General features: G+C 63.5%; 14 protein-coding genes and 1 pseudogene. 3 read left to right on the forward strand and 12 right to left on the reverse strand.

Annotated elements, in window-relative coordinates; genetic code table 11:
• Positions 1-128: 128 nt before the first annotated feature.
• From UB31_RS10210 to UB31_RS10220, 3 genes are all read right to left on the reverse strand, one after another.
• The gene (locus UB31_RS10210; protein ID WP_045010769.1) at positions 129-2,027 is read right to left on the reverse strand and encodes a potassium transporter Kup; all 1,899 of its coding nucleotides are present in this window, start codon (positions 2,025-2,027) and stop codon (positions 129-131) included.
• A 173-nt stretch (positions 2,028-2,200) separates the two neighbouring features.
• Positions 2,201-3,028 carry an OmpA/MotB family protein gene (locus UB31_RS10215; protein ID WP_045010770.1) on the reverse strand — a complete coding sequence of 276 codons (828 nt, stop codon included), beginning with the start codon at positions 3,026-3,028 and terminating at the stop codon, positions 2,201-2,203.
• A gap of 23 nt (positions 3,029-3,051) precedes the next feature.
• A complete protein-coding gene (locus UB31_RS10220; RefSeq protein WP_045000829.1) occupies positions 3,052-3,825 on the reverse strand; it encodes a motility protein A in 774 nt (257 codons plus the stop codon).
• 547 nt (positions 3,826-4,372) lie between these two features.
• Between UB31_RS10220 and UB31_RS10230 the strand changes: the two genes are divergently transcribed.
• Both UB31_RS10230 and UB31_RS10235 read left to right on the forward strand, forming a co-directional pair.
• Positions 4,373-5,788 carry an MFS transporter gene (locus tag UB31_RS10230; RefSeq protein WP_045000830.1) on the forward strand — a complete coding sequence of 472 codons (1,416 nt, stop codon included), beginning with the start codon at positions 4,373-4,375 and terminating at the stop codon, positions 5,786-5,788.
• 6 nt (positions 5,789-5,794) lie between these two features.
• A complete protein-coding gene (locus UB31_RS10235) occupies positions 5,795-6,454 on the forward strand; it encodes an aspartate/glutamate racemase family protein (protein WP_045010772.1) in 660 nt (219 codons plus the stop codon).
• Here UB31_RS10235 and UB31_RS10240 read toward each other — a convergent pair.
• The 5 genes and pseudogenes from UB31_RS10240 to UB31_RS10260 all read right to left on the reverse strand — a co-directional run bounded on the left by UB31_RS10240 (position 6,451) and on the right by UB31_RS10260 (position 11,822).
• Positions 6,451-7,269 carry an SDR family NAD(P)-dependent oxidoreductase gene (locus tag UB31_RS10240; protein ID WP_045010773.1) on the reverse strand — a complete coding sequence of 273 codons (819 nt, stop codon included), beginning with the start codon at positions 7,267-7,269 and terminating at the stop codon, positions 6,451-6,453. The genes UB31_RS10235 and UB31_RS10240 overlap by 4 nt on opposite strands.
• Before the next feature lie 15 nt (positions 7,270-7,284).
• Complete coding sequence (locus tag UB31_RS10245) at positions 7,285-8,004, reverse strand: RraA family protein (protein WP_045010774.1); 720 nt, start codon at positions 8,002-8,004, stop codon at positions 7,285-7,287.
• A 121-nt stretch (positions 8,005-8,125) separates the two neighbouring features.
• Positions 8,126-8,998: a CDP-alcohol phosphatidyltransferase family protein gene (locus tag UB31_RS10250; RefSeq protein ID WP_045010775.1), complete on the reverse strand. Its 873-nt coding sequence runs from the start codon at positions 8,996-8,998 to the stop codon at positions 8,126-8,128.
• An 86-nt stretch (positions 8,999-9,084) separates the two neighbouring features.
• A pseudogene (locus tag UB31_RS10255) lies at positions 9,085-9,810 on the reverse strand (phosphatidylserine decarboxylase); the annotation flags it as partial.
• Positions 9,811-9,866: 56 nt separating this feature from the next.
• On the reverse strand, positions 9,867-11,822 hold the full coding sequence (locus UB31_RS10260) for an ABCB family ABC transporter ATP-binding protein/permease (protein ID WP_045010776.1): 1,956 nt from the start codon (positions 11,820-11,822) through the stop codon (positions 9,867-9,869).
• Positions 11,823-12,023: 201 nt separating this feature from the next.
• Between UB31_RS10260 and UB31_RS10265 the strand changes: the two genes are divergently transcribed.
• Positions 12,024-12,629 carry an LOG family protein gene (locus UB31_RS10265; RefSeq protein WP_045000837.1) on the forward strand — a complete coding sequence of 202 codons (606 nt, stop codon included), beginning with the start codon at positions 12,024-12,026 and terminating at the stop codon, positions 12,627-12,629.
• Here the strand turns inward: UB31_RS10265 and UB31_RS10270 are convergent, their stop codons facing one another.
• From UB31_RS10270 to cysS, 4 genes are all read right to left on the reverse strand, one after another.
• Positions 12,630-13,007: a VOC family protein gene (locus tag UB31_RS10270; RefSeq protein WP_045010777.1), complete on the reverse strand. Its 378-nt coding sequence runs from the start codon at positions 13,005-13,007 to the stop codon at positions 12,630-12,632.
• A 138-nt stretch (positions 13,008-13,145) separates the two neighbouring features.
• Positions 13,146-14,744, reverse strand: a complete 1,599-nt coding sequence (cimA, locus tag UB31_RS10275) for a citramalate synthase (RefSeq protein WP_045010778.1) — start codon at positions 14,742-14,744, stop codon at positions 13,146-13,148.
• Positions 14,741-15,250 carry a GNAT family N-acetyltransferase gene (locus tag UB31_RS10280; RefSeq protein WP_045010779.1) on the reverse strand — a complete coding sequence of 170 codons (510 nt, stop codon included), beginning with the start codon at positions 15,248-15,250 and terminating at the stop codon, positions 14,741-14,743. The genes cimA and UB31_RS10280 overlap by 4 nt, the downstream gene beginning before the upstream one ends.
• Entirely contained in the window at positions 15,250-16,644 is a 1,395-nt protein-coding gene (gene cysS / locus UB31_RS10285) for a cysteine--tRNA ligase (protein WP_045010780.1), read from the reverse strand. Before cysS ends, UB31_RS10280 begins: the two co-directional genes overlap by 1 nt.
• Positions 16,645-16,860 lie beyond the last annotated feature (216 nt).

Below are 16,860 nucleotides of genomic sequence, written 5' to 3' on the forward strand. Positions count from 1 at the left end.
TGGCCTCTAAAAATGCTTCACTGCACAACGGCGGAGGAGCGCGCGGCTTATAGTCCTGCGCTGGTGGCATAGCCTAGCCCGATTCTGGGCCCTAGGCATGCAAATTTGCATGGGTCCGCCGATTGCGTTCAAATAGTGACTTGGGTCCCGACTTCAACCACCCGCCCAGTCGGAATCTGGAAATAGTCGGTGGCGTCGTTGGCCGACCGGCTGAGCGCGATGAACAGATGATCCTGCCAGAGCGGCATGCCCGACTGCGCCGACGCCTTCAGCGAGCGCCGCGACACGAAGAACGACGTCGACATGATGTCGAACTGCCAGCCCTGCTTGCGCGCGATCGCCAGCGCCTTGGGGACATTCGGCTGCTCCATGAAGCCGAAGCGCAGGCGGACCTTTGAGAACTTGTCGCTGACCTTCTCCATGCGGAAGCGCTCCGACAGGTCGACCCGCGGCGTGTGCGCGGTCTCGATGGTCAGGACCACATTGTGCTCGTGCAGCACCTTGTTGTGCTTGAGATTGTGCAGCAGCGCGGTCGGCACGAAGGCGGGATCGCTGGTCAGGAACACCGCCGTGCCCTTGACGATGTGCGGCGGCCGTTTCTCCAGGCTGCGGATCAGATCGTCCAGCGGCACCTCGATCCGACGCGTCTTCTGGATCAGGATTCCCGAGCCGCGCCGCCAGGTCCAGATCGTCCCCGCCATCGCAGCTCCAAACAGCAGCGGCACCCAGGCGCCCTCGAGCAGCTTGAGCAGATTGGCGCTGAAGAAGGTCATGTCGACCACGACGAAGGGCAGGATCACGGCCGCCGCCGTCGCGGCGCGCCAGTTCCACAATTTCCAGATCACGATGAAGCCCATGATGCCGTCGGCGACCATGGTGGTGGAGACCGCGATGCCGTAAGCCGACGCCAGATTGCCGGGGGTGTGGAACAACAGCACCAGCAGCATCACGCCGATCAGGAGCAGCCGGTTCACACGCGGCAGATAGATCTGGCCGGCATGGCTTTCGGAGGTGTAGCGCACCTCGAAGCGCGGCAGCAGGCCGAGCTGCACCGCCTGATAGACTAGCGAATACGCGCCGGTGATCACCGCCTGGCTCGCGATCACGGTCGCCGCGGTCGCAAGTCCGACCAGCGGCAACACCCAATGCTCGGGCACCATGCGATAGAAGGAGTGTTCGATCGCGCTGGGATCGGACAGCACCAGCGCACCCTGTCCGAAATAGTTGATCAGCAGCGAGGGAAGCACGAAGAACATCCAGGCCGACTGGATCGGCTTGCGGCCGAAATGGCCGAGATCGGCATAGAGCGCCTCGCCGCCGGTCACCGCCAGGAACACGGCGCCCAGCGTCACGAGGCCGATCGTGCCGTGCGACAGCAGGAATTGCAGTGCGTAATAGGGATTGATCGCAGCCAGCACCGACGGATCGTCGGCGATGTGGACGACGCCCAGCACCGCCAGCACCGTGAACCAGACCACCATCACCGGGCCGAAGGCGGACGCCACCAGCGCCGTCCCCTTGCTCTGCACCGCGAACAGCAGCGCCAGGATGATGACGGTGAGCGGCACGACATAGTGTTCAAAGGCCGGCGTCGCGAGCTTCAGGCCTTCGACTGCCGACAACACCGAGATCGCCGGCGTGATCATGGAATCGCCGATGAACATGGAGGCGCCAACCACGCCGAGCGCGAGCAGGAACCAGCTGCGCCGCCCGAGCGCACGCTGGCCGAGCGCCATCAGGGAAAGCGTGCCGCCCTCCCCGTTATTGTCGGCGCGCAAGAGCAGCAGGACGTATTTGGCGGTGACGACGATCAGCAGCGCCCACAGGATCAGCGAGAGCACGCCGAGCACCATGATCCGCGTGACCGGCTCGCCATGGGCGGCGCCCCTAACCGCCTCGTGAAATGCGTAGAGCGGCGAGGTGCCGATATCGCCGAAAACGACGCCGATGCTCCCGAGCGTAAGAGCCCAAAAACCGGAGGTGACCGGCCCTTCCTGGGTCTCGGTCGATGTGATGCTCGCCGTCATGAAAGGGGAAAACGCTTCGTCCCTGGAATTGATCCGGCGCCTTTTGACGCTTCCGGTGCGCCTGTCAATCGGCACACCACCATAGCAGGCGCCGCGGCAGATGCTGTGACGGCGCGGCCACGTTCGTCGCCATAGCGACGATAGGCCTCAGGTAAAATGGTAGCGCAAGGGATTTATGGCTTCAAGTTCGGCGGCAACGGCGGATCTTCACGCATCAAGGTGATGGTCACGCGGCGGTTGGCGGCGAGCGAAGGATCGTCCGGGAACAACGGCTGGGTGTCCGCCTTGCCGGAGACGGCGAAGATGTGCGCCGCCGGCAGACCCTCGCGTTCGAGGATCTGGCGCACCGCGTTGGCGCGGTCGGCCGATAGATCGAAGGCGCCGTAGTCGCTGCGGGTCGGCACGAAGCCGGCCGCAGTGTGGCCGGCGATGGAGACGCGCAAGGGGGTCGCCTTCAGCGGGATCGCGAGCTTCTCGATCAGCCGTCGGGTGCGGTCGTAGGGCACCTTGGAGCCGTCGGCAAACATCGAGCGGCCGTCCTGGTCGACGATCTCGAGGTTGAGGCCCTGCTTGGTCTCCTCGAACATGATGTGCTTGGACATCTCGGTCAGTTCCGGCATGTCCTGCAACGCCTGCCGCAGCGAGGCGGCCGCCAGCGCAAAATTACGGTCGACCTTGATCTTGGCGCCGGACGTCTTGTCGCGATCCTCCTGATCCGGCGTCGGCGTGTTGGAGGACTCCTCAGGCTGGATGTGGTCGACGTTCTTCAGCCGCGCGCGGGTCGGCAGGCCGTCGGATTCGATGATGCCGGCGTAGCGCGCTTCGCTCTGGACACCGAAGGCCTCGCGCATGGAGCCTGCGACGATCTTCAGCTTGTTGGCGTCCTGGGTGGAGAATGCGACCAGCATCACGAAAAACGCCAGCAGCAAGGCCATCAGATCGGCAAACGTCACGAACCAGCCATGGCCGCCGTGTGCTTCTTCGCGTTTTTTCTTTGCCATGGGTCAGATCCCGGCGTCCGGCGTTACGCCGGAACCGGCTCGCCTTCGGCGTGGCGGTGCTTCTCAGGCAAATAGGCCAGCAGCATTTCGCGCACCAAAGTCGGGCTCTTGGAGTCGCGGATCATCAGGATGCCGTCGATGATCAGCGTGCGATTGGTTTCCTCGTCGATCAGCTTGCCATGCAGCTTGTCGGCGATCGGCAGGCAGAGCAGGTTCGCGACCAGCGCACCGTAGAGAGTTGCCAGCAGGGCGGTCGCCATGAACGGGCCGAGCTTCGAGGGATCCGACATGTTCGAAAACATCTGCACCATGCCGATCAGGGTTCCGATCATGCCGAACGCAGGCGCGCAGTCGCCGACGGCGCGGTAAATCTTGCTGCCTTCGTTGAGATGCAACAGGAAATTGTCGCGATCGCGTTCCAGATTGTCCCTGATAAAATCGAGGTCGTAGCCGTCGGCGACGTAGCGGATGCCCTTGGCGAGGAACGGCTCGTCGGTCTCGACCTTTTCTAACCCCACCGGGCCCTGCTTGCGGGCGATCTCGGCGATGCGGGCGAGTTCGTCGACCAGATCGTGCGCCGACAGCCGGCTCATCGTGAAGGCGAATTTGAGGCCGAGCGGCAGGCCGTGCATCAGCGCTGCGAGCGGGAAGCGGATCATGGTCGCTGCGCCCGATCCGCCGAAGATGATGATCATCGCATGCTCGCTGATGAACATGTGCAGATCGCCGCCCAGGAACACCATCGTCGCGACGACGATCATGCCCGCCACGAGGCCGGCGCCCGTCATGATATCCATGGGAGACTCCAACGCGAACGCAACAACGGCCGTCCTGGCCGATGGCGCGGCCCAACCCCGAACCGCATCGGAAACCCTAGTGAGCCGCGATTAAAGACGCGTAAAGGTTAAGTCGAGGCTGTGCGGCACGCCGCCGCTGATCGCGCAGCGATTGCCGTCCAGCGACAGCAATCTCAACACTTCGCTAACTATGATTGCGCCGCCCACATCCGACACTACCACCGCCTGGGAGGAGTTCGACTGGATCGACCAGGAGATCTGGCTCGGCGACGCCGCGTTTTCGACCGCGTGGCGGCCAACGGCATCGGTCCGGGCACGACGCATCAGTAACTGCCGGACAATTTTCGCTGCCCGGACTACGGCACTTATTCGGCGTGACCGGTGTGCTATTTCCGAGCGACAACACCAATTCCTGATTAGAATCGCGGCAGACGGTGGGGCCTCTGAGCGATCCGGGCGGTGCGCGGATACGGCACAAAACCTGCAACGCAGATTCCATTTACGATTGAACCGCACGAGATACGAGACTCGTAACGGGGGGCTTTCAATGGCGATGGGGCCGGTTGCGACGTCTTCGAGTGATACGCCGAAGATTCGAGAGCTTGAGGGGGCACTCAACAAGATTGGCACGACGGCCGCTCACAAGAAGATCGTGTTTCTCATCCTGATCGGCTGTCTGTTCGACAGCTTTGAGCAGAACACGGTAGGTATCACCGGACCGATGCTGCGCGAGCAATGGGGACTGACCGGCGGCGACATTGGCTTGCTCAATACGATCACCTTCGGCACGGCAGCGGCCGGCCGATTGCTGTCGGGCGTCATTTCCGACAAATACGGCCGACGGATCATGCTCGGGATCAATCTGCTGCTGTTCACGATCGGCTCGTTGATCTGTGCGTCCGCCCCCTCGTTTGGCTTGCTCTGCGTCGGGCGCGCCGTCGTCGGCTTCGGGCTCGGAGGCGAGATATCGACAGCCGTCACCATGCTTGCCGAAGTGTCATCGACGAAATTTCGAGGCACCGCAGTTGGCCTGGTGAACGTCGGCGCGGGGGGTCTCGGTAATTTTCTCGCGCCCGCTTTTGGTCTTCTGATCTTCACGCTGTTTCCCGGGCCGAGCGGCTGGCGCTGGCTGTTCCTCAGCCTGGCCTTGCCGTCGCTCTTGATCGTGTTTTATCGGCGCTACATTCCGGAGACGCCACGCTATCTGCTGTCGAAAAACAAGATCGCCGAAGCCAACAAGGTGCTTTCGATCCTCGCCTCCGGCAAGCTCAATCCCAAGGGCCTGACTGTCACGTCCTACCTCAGCGATGGTGGCGAACCCTTCAAGACCGGCAACGCAGCCTGGAGCGAGATCTTCAAGCCACCCTATGCGTCGCGAACGATCCCGGTCACGATTGCCATCCTGATGAGCTACGGTGCGCAATTGTCCGTTCTGACCTTGCTACCCATGATGCTGGTCGCGCAGGGCTACACGCTGTCAACCAGCCTGCTGTTCACAATGATCATTCAGACAGGCAGTTTTCTGGGAACGGTCTCGGCCTCGGCCTTCGGATACATGTTCCCGCGCAAGCTCGTACTTACGGTGGGTTCGATTTGCGCCTGCGTTGCTTCGCTGTGTTTCGGCTTTCTCGGCGTGAATATCTATCTGTTGTTGTTTTTTGGCGCGGTGTTCCAGTTCTTCGTTCTCGTGCTCAACACCACCATCTGGATTTACGCACCCGAGCTTTATCCCACGAGGTCACGGGCGTTCGGCGTCGCGTTCATTCTGGCCAGCGGAACGGCGGCCGGCGCCGTGATGCCCCTTATCTCTGGCCGGGTGCTGGACAGCTATGGACTGGTCGGCGTATTTGCGATGATTGCCGTCATGTACGGCATCTTCGCTGCCTGCATCCAGTTCGGCCCCGAGACGTTTGGAAAGTCCATGGAAGACCTGAATATCGCGGCGCTGCCTGAAGGTGCATGAAGGGTCATGCGGCAAATCCTGCTCATCAATCCCAACAGCTCCGTCGCCACGACGGAGATGATGGTCAGTATTGCCGCGTCATGCGCCGCTGGCGGCGTGCGTGTCGTTGGCGCGACGGCGCAGCGGAGTCCTCAGATGATCACGACGGTCGCAGCGCTTGCGGCCTCCGCCGCCGAAGTGGTCGAAATCGGCGTCGCCGATCACAAGAATTACGCAGGGATCATCGTCAGCGCTTACGGCGATCCTGGTTTGGGGGCCTTGCGGGACAAAGTGATGCTACCGGTTGTCGGGATTTGCGAGGCGTCCATGATCGTGGCGGCCGCGGGTGGACGCCGGTTTGGTGTCGCGACCGTCACGCCCGAATTGGCGGGCTCAATTGAGGATCGTGCGCGCGAGCTGGATCTGCATCACCTCTATTCCGGGATCCGACTGACGCCGGGTGATCCGCTTGAATTGGTGCGCGACCCCGCGCGGCTGGAACAGGAACTGATCGTCGCTGTGCGGGCGTGCCTTGAACAGGATGGCGCCGAAGCCGTCATCATCGGCGGAGGACCGCTTGGTCAGGTGGCGACAGCCATTCAGCCCTTGTTCGATCAGCCGATCATTGCTCCGATCCCGGCCGCAATGCGACAATTGCTTGGTCTGCTGAAAACCAGCGGTGACTAGAGCCCGGTCAACTCCAGGCTGAGTGCGCGCAGGCGCTTGCGTGCATCGGCATCGTAGGCCTGCGGATTGGCGCGGGCCTCATTCATGCCGTTGAAGAACAGGCCGCTTCGACCTGCGACGTCGTCGCCTTCAACCAGATGCAGGATCGCAGCACCACCTTGTTCCACGGTCGACATCGGCGTGATGCCGCCGGCCCGCACCATCGTCGTGTTCATATAAGTCGCCGGATGCAGCGAGTTCACCGTGATGCCGGCGTCCTTGAGCTCTGCTGCAAGATCGACAGTGAGCATGATCTGCGCGAGCTTGCTCTGCGCATAGGCGCGCGAGCCGCTGTAGCCCTTCGTGATCATGACGTCGTCAAAATCGATCGGATGCTGGCCGAGTGAAGCGACATTGACGATGCGCGACGGCGCCGCGGCCTTCAGCAACGGCAGCAGCAGATGGGCGAGCAGGAAGCCCGAGAGATAGTTGACGGCAAAGCGCAGCTCGTGACCGTCGCGGCTCTCCTGCCGCTGCGGCCCATCGTTCTGCGAGCCGATGCCGGCATTGCTGACGAAGACGTCGAGATGCTGGTGATCCCGCTTCACGGCCGCAGCGAGCTCGCGCGTACCTGCCATCGACGACAGATCAGCTTGATAAAACGTCGGGGCGGCGTGGCCCGCTTTCACGATCCCGTCGATCAGCGTTTTCGCCCGCGCCGCGTCGCGGCCATGGATCAGGACACGCGCGCCCTTGGCGGCAAGGCGGCCTGCGACGTAACGCCCGACGCCATCGGTCGAGCCCGTGATCAGCACCGTCTTGCCGCGCATGTCCATGGGATTACTCTGATCTCAGTGGATCTCCGCCGAGCGCTTCAACGCGGCCTTCAGCTTCTCCAGCGAGAAGTCGGGGCTGCGGGCGATCTCGAGGATCGGCGTCTCGCGGCGGCCGCAGAGCTCGGCGGCCTCGGGCAGCTTTGCCGCGACGTCGAGCGGGATGATGATGGCGCCGTGCTGGTCGGCATGGATCAGATCGTCCGACTTCACGGTCATTCCGGCAACGCGCACCTCGCCGCCAAAGCTCTCCGCATGCACCCATGCATGTGACGGGCCGATCGAGCCGGCGAGCGCCTGGAAGCCTGGGGCCCATTGCGGGATGTCGCGGATCGAGCCGTCGGTGATGACGCCGAGGCAGCCGAGCGCCTTGTGCACGTTGCTCTGCACCTCGCCCCAGAATGCGCCGTAGCCGACGTCGGGACCGTCGATGTCCTGGATCACCGAGATGCGCGGGCCGTGACCGGTGCCGACATATTCGTAATAGTCGATGCGGCGCCTGGATTGCTCTTCAGGGGGCAGCGAGGATTTCAGCACCGATCGGATTGCAACCGTGCGGGCGTAGCCGACGATCGGTGGCAGATCGGGGAACGGGCAAACCAGCTGCTTGGTGGTGTAGCCGATCAGCCGGCGCTCGGGCGCCACGATCTCCATGGCATTGCAGATCGTCGGCGTGTCATAGCGGCCCAGCGCTTCAAGGACGGAAGCGGGCAGCGGCCCGGTCGCGGTATCAGTCACGGCATTCTCTCCCAGATTGGCGGCTGATTGACGCGATGCCGCCGGCTCAGCGCGATATAGCCGAGATCGGGCCTCAACCCAACTCAGGAAGCTCTCATGGCAGATATCCGCCAGATGCCGCTCAGTGCAGCCGGCGATCGTCGTGCGGCGGCTCCGACAGGTTCGCCAGTGTCGGCGCCGAAGGCGGCGACGAGACCTCACCTCCTGATGGTGCGGTGGCTTCCATCGCGCGCGCCTGGTCGCGATAGGATTTGTAGCCGAGCGGCAGGCAGAGCAGATAGAGCACCGTCCCGATCGAGAGCACGTACCAGGGATAGGCGATCACAAGCGCGATGAAGAAGATCACCGCGACGAACGCCGGCAACACCAGCTCCGGGGGCACCCGCATGCGCATGCTCTTGCCGGAGAACACCGGCAGGCGCGACACCATCAGGAAGGCAATCAGCAGCGTGTAGCCGGCCGTCAGGGCCGCGGGCCAGCGCCCCAGCTCCAGGAACGCTGCATAGATCGGCAACATCACGGTGATCGCGCCTGCCGGCGCCGGCATGCCCGTGAAGAAATTGGCGGCGAAGGCCGGCTTGTTCGGATCGTCCAGCGTGGCATTGAAGCGCGCGAGCCGCAGGCACATGGAGATCGCAAATACCATGGCCGCGATCCAGCCGGCATTGCCGAGCTCGTGCAACTGCCAGAAATATAGCATCAGGCCGGGCGCGACGCCGAAATTGACGAAGTCGGCGAGGCTGTCGAGCTCGGCGCCGAATTTGGACTGGCCCTTGATCATGCGGGCGACGCGGCCGTCGATGCCATCGAGCGCGGCTGCGAACACGATGGCGTAGACGGCGAGCGTCATCCGCCCCTCGATCGAGAGCCGGATCGCCGTCAGGCCGGCGCAGATCGCCAAGAGCGTGATGACGTTGGGCACCAGCATCCGCACCGGGATCGGCCGGAACCGCCGGCGGCGTATGTCTGGATCTTTGAAGTCGTAGGGCGTCATTGGCTCGTCCTCACCTTAAGGCGAGATATAGCAAGCCGCGTGCCCCTCCGCCATTGCGGCGGAAGGCCTTGAAATCGGCCCAATGGTTAATTGGCTCGGTAGGTGCGTGCCGGGTCGTCCCCGGTCAGGTCGGCCAGGATGGTCTCGCCGGCAATCGCGGTCTGGCCTTCCGAGACCAGCGCCTTGGTGCCGACCGGCAGATAGACGTCGAGCCGCGAGCCGAAGCGGATCAGGCCGAACCGCTCACCGGCGCCGACCGCCTGCCCTTCCTTCACGAAGCAGACGATGCGCTTGGCGATGAGGCCTGCGATCTGGATCACGCCGATGCGGCCCTGCGGTGTCGAGATGACCAGCGAATTGCGCTCGTTGTCCTCGCTCGCCTTGTCGAGCTCGGCATTGATGAACAGGCCCGGCCGGTAGGCAATGCGCTCCACCCTGCCCGCCACCGGGCTGCGGTTCACATGGCAGTTGAACACGCTCATGAACACCGAGATGCGCGGCAGCGGACGGTCGCCGAGCCCGAGTTCGGCCGGCGGCAGCGCCATGGTGATCATCGAGACGCGGCCATCGGCCGGCGACACCACGAGGCCATCGCGCACCGGCGTGACCCGCACGGGGTCACGGAAGAACAGCGCGCACCACACCGTGAGAATGGTGCCGATCCAACCCAGCGGCGACCACAGCCAGAACAGGACGAGGCTTGCCAGCGCAAAGCCGCCGATGAAGGGATAGCCCTCCTTGTGGATCGGCGGGATCTGACGCTGGATCGAATCGAGAATGGACATCGGTATCTGCCGCAAAAGGGGTGATGGCGCGGGTCGTCTCGCGCACGGGGTTGTTTAAGCCAGAGTTGGGACCGGAGACAAGGTCACTCCGCGGCCGCTTGCGCCGTGAGGGCGTCCTCGACCGGCGGCGGCTCCCGGTTGGGCGCCTCGCTGCTATCGGCCATCTTGGCCAGTTTCTCGCGCGCGGCCTCGGCCTCGCGCTGCCTGTTCCACATGCTGGCATAGAGACCGCCGTGCGCGAGCAGCTTGGCGTGGGTGCCGCGCTCGGCGATGCGGCCCTGGTCCAGCACGATGATCTCATCGGCCCCGACGATGGTCGAGAGCCGGTGCGCGATCACCAGCGAGGTACGATTCTTGGCGACGCGTTCGAGCGCGCCCTGGATCTCGTGCTCGGTGTGGGTGTCGAGCGCCGAGGTCGCCTCGTCCAGCACCAGGATCGGCGGCGCCTTCAACACCGTGCGCGCGATCGCGACTCGCTGCTTCTCGCCGCCCGACAGTTTCAGACCGCGCTCGCCGACCTGGGTCTCGTAGCCCATCGGCGACATGCGGATGAAATGGTCGATCTGCGCCAGCCGCGCCGCCTCCTCGACCTCGGCATCATCAGCGTCCCAGCGACCGTAGCGGATGTTGTAGCGGATGGTGTCGTTGAACAGCACGGTGTCCTGCGGCACCATGCCGATCGAGGCGCGCAAGCTGGCCTGCGTGACCTCGCGGATGTCCTGTCCGTCGATCAGGATTCTGCCGCCGGAGATGTCGTAGAGCCGGAACAGAAGGCGTGAGATGGTGGATTTGCCGGCCCCCGACGGGCCGACGATCGCGACCGTTTTGCCGGCCGGCACCTCGAAGCTGATGCCCTTGAGGATCGGGCGCGCCGGCTCATAGGCAAAGCGCACATCCTCGAAGCGCACGGCGCCTGCGGAAACGACCAGCGGCTTTGCATCCGGTGCGTCCTTGATCTCCGCCTCGCGTCCCAGCACGCTGAACATCTTCTCGATGTCGATGATCGCCTGCTTGATCTCGCGATAGACCATGCCCATGAAATTCAAGGGCTGGTAGAGCTGGATCATCATGGCGTTTACCAGCACGAAATCGCCGACCGTGTTGGTGCCGTTGCGCACGCCGATCGCACACATCAGCATGGTCGCGGTCAGCCCCAGCGTGAAGATCACGGCTTGTCCGGTGTTGAGCACGGCGAGCGACGTATAGGCGTGGACGCTTGACTCCTCGTAGCGCGCGACCGAACGGTCGTAGCGCTGCGCCTCGCGCGCCTCGGCGCTGAAATATTTGACAGTCTCGTAGTTGAGCAGCGAGTCGATCGCCTTGGTGTTCGCCTCGGTGTCGGAATCGTTCATCTTGCGGCGGATGCCGATCCGCCACTCGGTCGCGATGTAGGTGTAATACATGTAGACCGCGACGGTGATGAGCGTCGCAAGCACGTAGCGCCAGTCGAATTGCCACAGCAGCACGGCCATCAGCAGCGAGACCTCGACGATGGTCGGGATCAGCTGGAGGATCACCATGCGCACGATGACCTCGATGCCCTCGCGGCCACGCTCGAGCACGCGCGTCAGGCCGCCGGTCTTGCGCTCGAGGTGAAAGCGCAGCGAGAGTTCGTGCATATGGATGAAGGTGATGGTGGCGAGCTTGCGCACCGCGTGCATGGCGACGCGCGCAAAGATGCCGTCGCGCCATTGCGTCAGCACCGCCATCACGATGCGCATCACGCCGTAGCTCGCCGTCAACAGCAGCGGCGATGCGATCACCCAGAGATGCCAGTTGTCAGGCTGCACCGGCGCGGTGTTGGCCCCGGTCAGCGCATCCGTCGCCCATTTGAAGCTGAACGGAACCGTCAACGTGATCAGCTTGGCGGCGAGCAGCAGCACCATCGACCAGACCACGCGCATCTTCAGGTCGAAACGGTCGCCCGGCCAGATATAAGGCCACAGATGCGCGAGTGTGCCCATCAGGGTGGCCCGCTCCAGCGGTCCGCCGGCGGGCTCGGGCACGTCGGCGCCGTGAGGCGAATGAGGTTGGTCCATCAAGAAGCCTGAGGGCCCGCCGGATGCGGGCCGCGTTGCGATTAACTGTTTTCGCTCGTCATATAGAAGCTTCCGGGGGCGAGCGCACCCCGCCAGATGGCGAATATTCGATTGTTTGCCGCCATTTACCGGTAGATTTCCGGGTAGTCCGAATCACCGATTGGGCTTGACGCCCCTTCGCTGCAATGCATCATGGCACCAATGAGCACGATCAAAACCGTCTGTGTCTATTGCGGCTCCGGTCCCGGAACCAATCCCCACTTCACCGAAGGCGCCAAGGCGTTCGGCAAGGCGCTCGCCGAGAACAACATTCGCCTGGTCTATGGCGGCGGCTCGCTCGGCCTGATGGGCTCGGTCGCGACCTCCGTGCTCGATCACGGCGGCACCGTCACCGGCATCATCCCCGAATTCCTCCGGAAGCGCGAGAATGCGCTGACCCGCGTGCAGGAGATGATCGTCACCCCCGATATGCACGAGCGCAAGCGGCTGATGTTCGAACGCTCCGACGCCTTCGTGGCGCTGCCGGGCGGCGTTGGCACGCTGGAGGAACTGGTCGAGCAATTGACCTGGAAGCAGCTCGGTCGTCACGCCAAGCCGGTGCTGCTCGCCAATATCGACAATTTCTGGGAGCCGCTGTTCTCGCTGCTGTCGCATATGCGCCAGACCGAGTTCATCCGCGCCGGCCTTTCGGTCGACATCCTCAAGGCCGATCGCATCGAGGACATCCTGCCGAAGCTGAAGGCCGCCTCGGCACAGATCGCCGACGCGGAAAAGAACCTCGCGCCCGAAGTCGCGCGCAAGCTCTGACTACTCGCTCGGAAACGTCACCGCTTCGATCCGGTTGCCGTCGGGATCGACGATGAAGGCCGCGTAGTAGCGCACGCGGTCGTGCGGGCGGATGCCAGGCGCACCGTCGGAGGCACCGCCACTCGCAAGCGCTGCCGCATGAAACGCATCAACCTCAGCCGTCGTCTTCGCCCGCAGGCAGATGTGCACGCCGCTCTCCGGGGCTACGGGCGGCATGGCCTCGCGCAGATTGATCCAGAATTCCGGATAGGACTTGCCGAAACCGATCGTGCGCGGCCGTGTTATGAGGCGTGTGAGGCCGAGGGTGGCAAGGGTTGCTTCGTAGAATGCGGCGGAGCGATCGAGGTTGCTGACCCCGACGGAGATGTGGTCGATCATGCCCTGCCTTCCCTCACCCCAACTGTCATCGCCCGGCTAAACCGGGCGATCCAGTATTCCGAGAGGTCCGAGACCTACTGAGAGGCCGCGGCGTACTGGATACCCCGCCTTCGCGGGGTATGACAGTCGTCGTGGATCCTACGCCGGCGCGCCCGACTTCACGAGCTTGTAGATTACCGAATCCATCAGCGCCTGGAACGAGGCGTCGATGATGTTGGGGGACACGCCGACCGTGGTCCAGACATCGCCGTTCTCGTCCTCACTCTCGATCAGCACGCGCGTGACCGCGCCGGTGCCGCCGTTGAGGATACGGACGCGGTAGTCGATCAGCTTCAGGCCCTCGATGTATTTCTGATACTTGCCGAGGTCCTTGCGCAAGGCGACGTCGAGCGCGTTGACGGGGCCGTTGCCTTCGGCCGCCGAGATCAGGTGCTCGCCGGCGACGTCGACCTTCACCACGGCCAGTGCCACGGTGACGCGTTCGCCGAGCGCGTTGTAGCGCTGCTCGACATTGACGTCGAACTGTTCGACCTCGAAATAATGCGGCACCTTGCCGAGCGTGCGGCGCGCCAGCAGATCAAATGACGCGTTCGCCGATTCATACGCATAGCCCGCCGCCTCGCGCTCCTTTAGCTCCTCGACCAGCCGCGTCAGCTTCGGATCGCTCTTTTCATAAGCGATGCCGGCGCGATCGAGCTCGGCGATGACGTTGGAGCGGCCGGCCTGGTCGGACACCAGCACCTTGCGGTGATTGCCGACCAACTCCGGCAACACGTGCTCATAGGTGTGCGGATCTTTCATCACGGCGGAGGCGTGAATGCCGGTCTTGGTGACGAAGGCGCTCTCGCCGACATAGGCGGCGTGCCGGTTCGGCACGCGGTTGAGCATGTCGTCGAGGGTGCGCGAGACTTTGACAAGGGTCGCGAGATTCTCCGGCGTAACGCTGATTTCGAAGGCGTCGGCAAATTCCTGCTTCAGTTTCAGGGTCGGGATCAGCGAGCAGAGATTGGCGTTGCCGCAACGCTCGCCAAGGCCATTCAGCGTGCCCTGGACCTGCCGTGCGCCGGCGCGCACCGCGGCCAGTGAATTGGCTACCGCCTGCTCGGTGTCGTTATGGGCGTGGATGCCGAGATGATCGCCGGGGATGTGCTTTGTCACCTCGGTGACGATGGCCTCGATCTCGTTCGGCATGGTGCCGCCGTTGGTGTCACACAGCACCACCCAGCGCGCGCCAGCCTCATAGGCAGCCTTGGCGCAGGCGAGTGCGAAGCTGGCGTCTTCCTTGTAGCCGTCGAAGAAGTGCTCGCAGTCGAGCATGACTTCGCGGCCAGCGGCTTTCGCAGCCGCAACGCTGTCACGGATCGAGGCGAGATTTTCCTCCTTCGTCGTCTCCAGCGCCACGCGGACCTGGTAGGCCGAGGACTTTGCCACGAAGCAGATCGCGTCGGCTTTTGCCTCGAGAAGACCGGCAACGCCGGGATCGTTGGAGACCGAGCGCCCGGCCCGCCGCGTCATGCCGAAGGCAGTGAAGCGCGCATGGGTGAACTTCGGCTTGGTGCCGAAGAACTCGGTGTCGGTCGGATTGGCGCCGGGATAGCCGCCCTCGACATAGTCGATGCCGAGCTCATCAAGCATCGCGGCAATGATTTGCTTGTCGGTCAGCGTGAAATCGACGCCATTGGTCTGCGCGCCGTCGCGCAGCGTGGTGTCGAAGAGATAAAGACGCTCCTTGCTCATTGCAGCGCTCCCGACGCGGGATTGGTTCCGAGCGTCTTCTGCATGGTGGTGTTGGCGAGCCACTCATCGTTGATGGTGATGCTGTTGCGCTGCATGGCGACATAGCCGCGCTTGGCGAAAAAGCCCTGCGCATTATCGCTGGCGTCAACCGTCAGCTTTTCGGCACCACGGCCGCCGGCGAGCCTTTCCAGCGCATCGATCAGCATGGTCGCAATGCCCTGCCCGGCCACAGCCGGGTGCACATAGAGCATGCGGATGTGGTCGGTGCCGCGCAGCGACGCAAAGCCCACGGGCGAGCCTTCCAGCGTCGCGATCAACGTCAGGTCGGCCGCGAGCCGCTTGCCGAACTCCTCGTCTTCCGCCACCGCCATCCAGGCCTGCTGCTGCGACGGGCCGTAATCCTCGCCCGTCAGCTCCTCGATCGCAGCGGTAAAGATCGCGGCAAGCAAGGGCACGTCGGCCGGCAGAAACGGCCGCAGTGCAGGTTTTGGGAGCGCCTGCGCCATCACGCGAGCTCCCAGGTCGTCACCGGCTTGCCATCGGCATCCTTGCCGTCCTTCAGCACGACGCCCTTGGCGACGAGATCGTCACGGATGCGATCGGACTCCTTGAAGTCTTTTCGCGCCCGCGCAGCCGCGCGTTCCGCGATCAGGCGGTCAATCTCGCCTGCGTCCACGCCGCTCGCCTGCTGCTTGCGAGCTTCCCACTGCGAAGCGCTTTCGGAGAGGAAGCCGAGCAGCCGCAGCGAACCCGCCAAGGCGTTGACATCGCTGTTGCGCAGACCGTGCAGCGCCGCGATCGCCAGCGACGTGTTGAGGTCGTCGAGCAGCGGCTCGACCACGGACGCGGCCGGTTTGGTGGGCGCGACGTCGGCTGCGACACGATACCAATCGTCGAGCGTCTTCGAACTCTCCTCCAGCGACTTCATGGTCCAGTCGATCGGCGAGCGGTAGTGCGTCTTCAGCATGTTCAGGCGCAGCACCTCGCCCGGCCAGTCCGCGAGCAATTCATGGATGGTCACGAAGTTGCCGAGCGACTTCGACATCTTCTCGCTCTCGACCTGGAGGAAGCCATTGTGCATCCAGTAGTTCGCCATGCGCTCTTGATGGAAGGCGCAGCAGGTCTGTGCGACTTCGTTCTCGTGATGCGGAAACACGAGATCGATGCCGCCACCATGGATGTCGAAATGCTCGCCGAGATGCTTCCAGGCCATCGCCGAGCACTCGATGTGCCAGCCCGGGCGTCCTGGCGCGGCGATGCCGGCCGGCGACGGCCATGAAGGTTCGCCAGGCTTGGACGGTTTCCACAGCACGAAATCGGTGGCATCGCGCTTGTAGGGCGCGACATCGACGCGGGCGCCGGCGATCATCTCATCCAGCGAGCGATTGGACAGCGCGCCATATTGCGGCAGCGAGGAGTTGGCCGCGTTCATCGCCTGTGGCGAGAACAGCACGTGGTCTTCGGCGACATAGGCAAAGTGGCCTTTGACGAGCCTTTCGATGATCTCCCGCATCTCGGCGATGTGCTCGGTGGCGCGCGGCTCGACGCTCGGCCGCAGTGCGCCAAGCGCATCGACGTCGGCGTGAAATTGCTTGCCGGTCTGCTCGGTGACCTTGCGGATCGCCTCGTTCAGCGGCAGGCCGGGAAAATCCCGCGCGGCGCGATCGTTGATCTTGTCGTCGACGTCGGTGATGTTGCGGACATATTTGACGTGCGCTTCGCCATAGAGATGGCGCAGCAGCCGAAACAGCACGTCGAACACGATCACCGGGCGCGCATTGCCGATATGGGCGAAGTCATAGACGGTCGGTCCGCAGACATACATGCGGACATTATTCGCATCGAGCGGCACGAAGGTGCGCTTGTCCCGGCTCAGCGTATCGTAAAGACGCAATTCCATATGGATACCCATCGGCTGTTGGCCGGGCGTCCAGTGCTCTCAATGTTTTTTGAGAAAAGACGGCTCCAGCCAGCGAATCGCTAGCTCGTAATCTCGCGGCAAATGCCACAAATGGCGAGGAGACCGTTCATGCGCGACATATGGGCCACGAAGGGCCTTGGCGTCAAGAGAGCCGCGAAAATGCCGCTTTATCTCCACAAAGGGCCCAGCTCGTTA

The organism is Bradyrhizobium sp. LTSP849 (genome assembly GCF_000938255.1).
Lineage (GTDB): Bacteria > Pseudomonadota > Alphaproteobacteria > Rhizobiales > Xanthobacteraceae > Bradyrhizobium.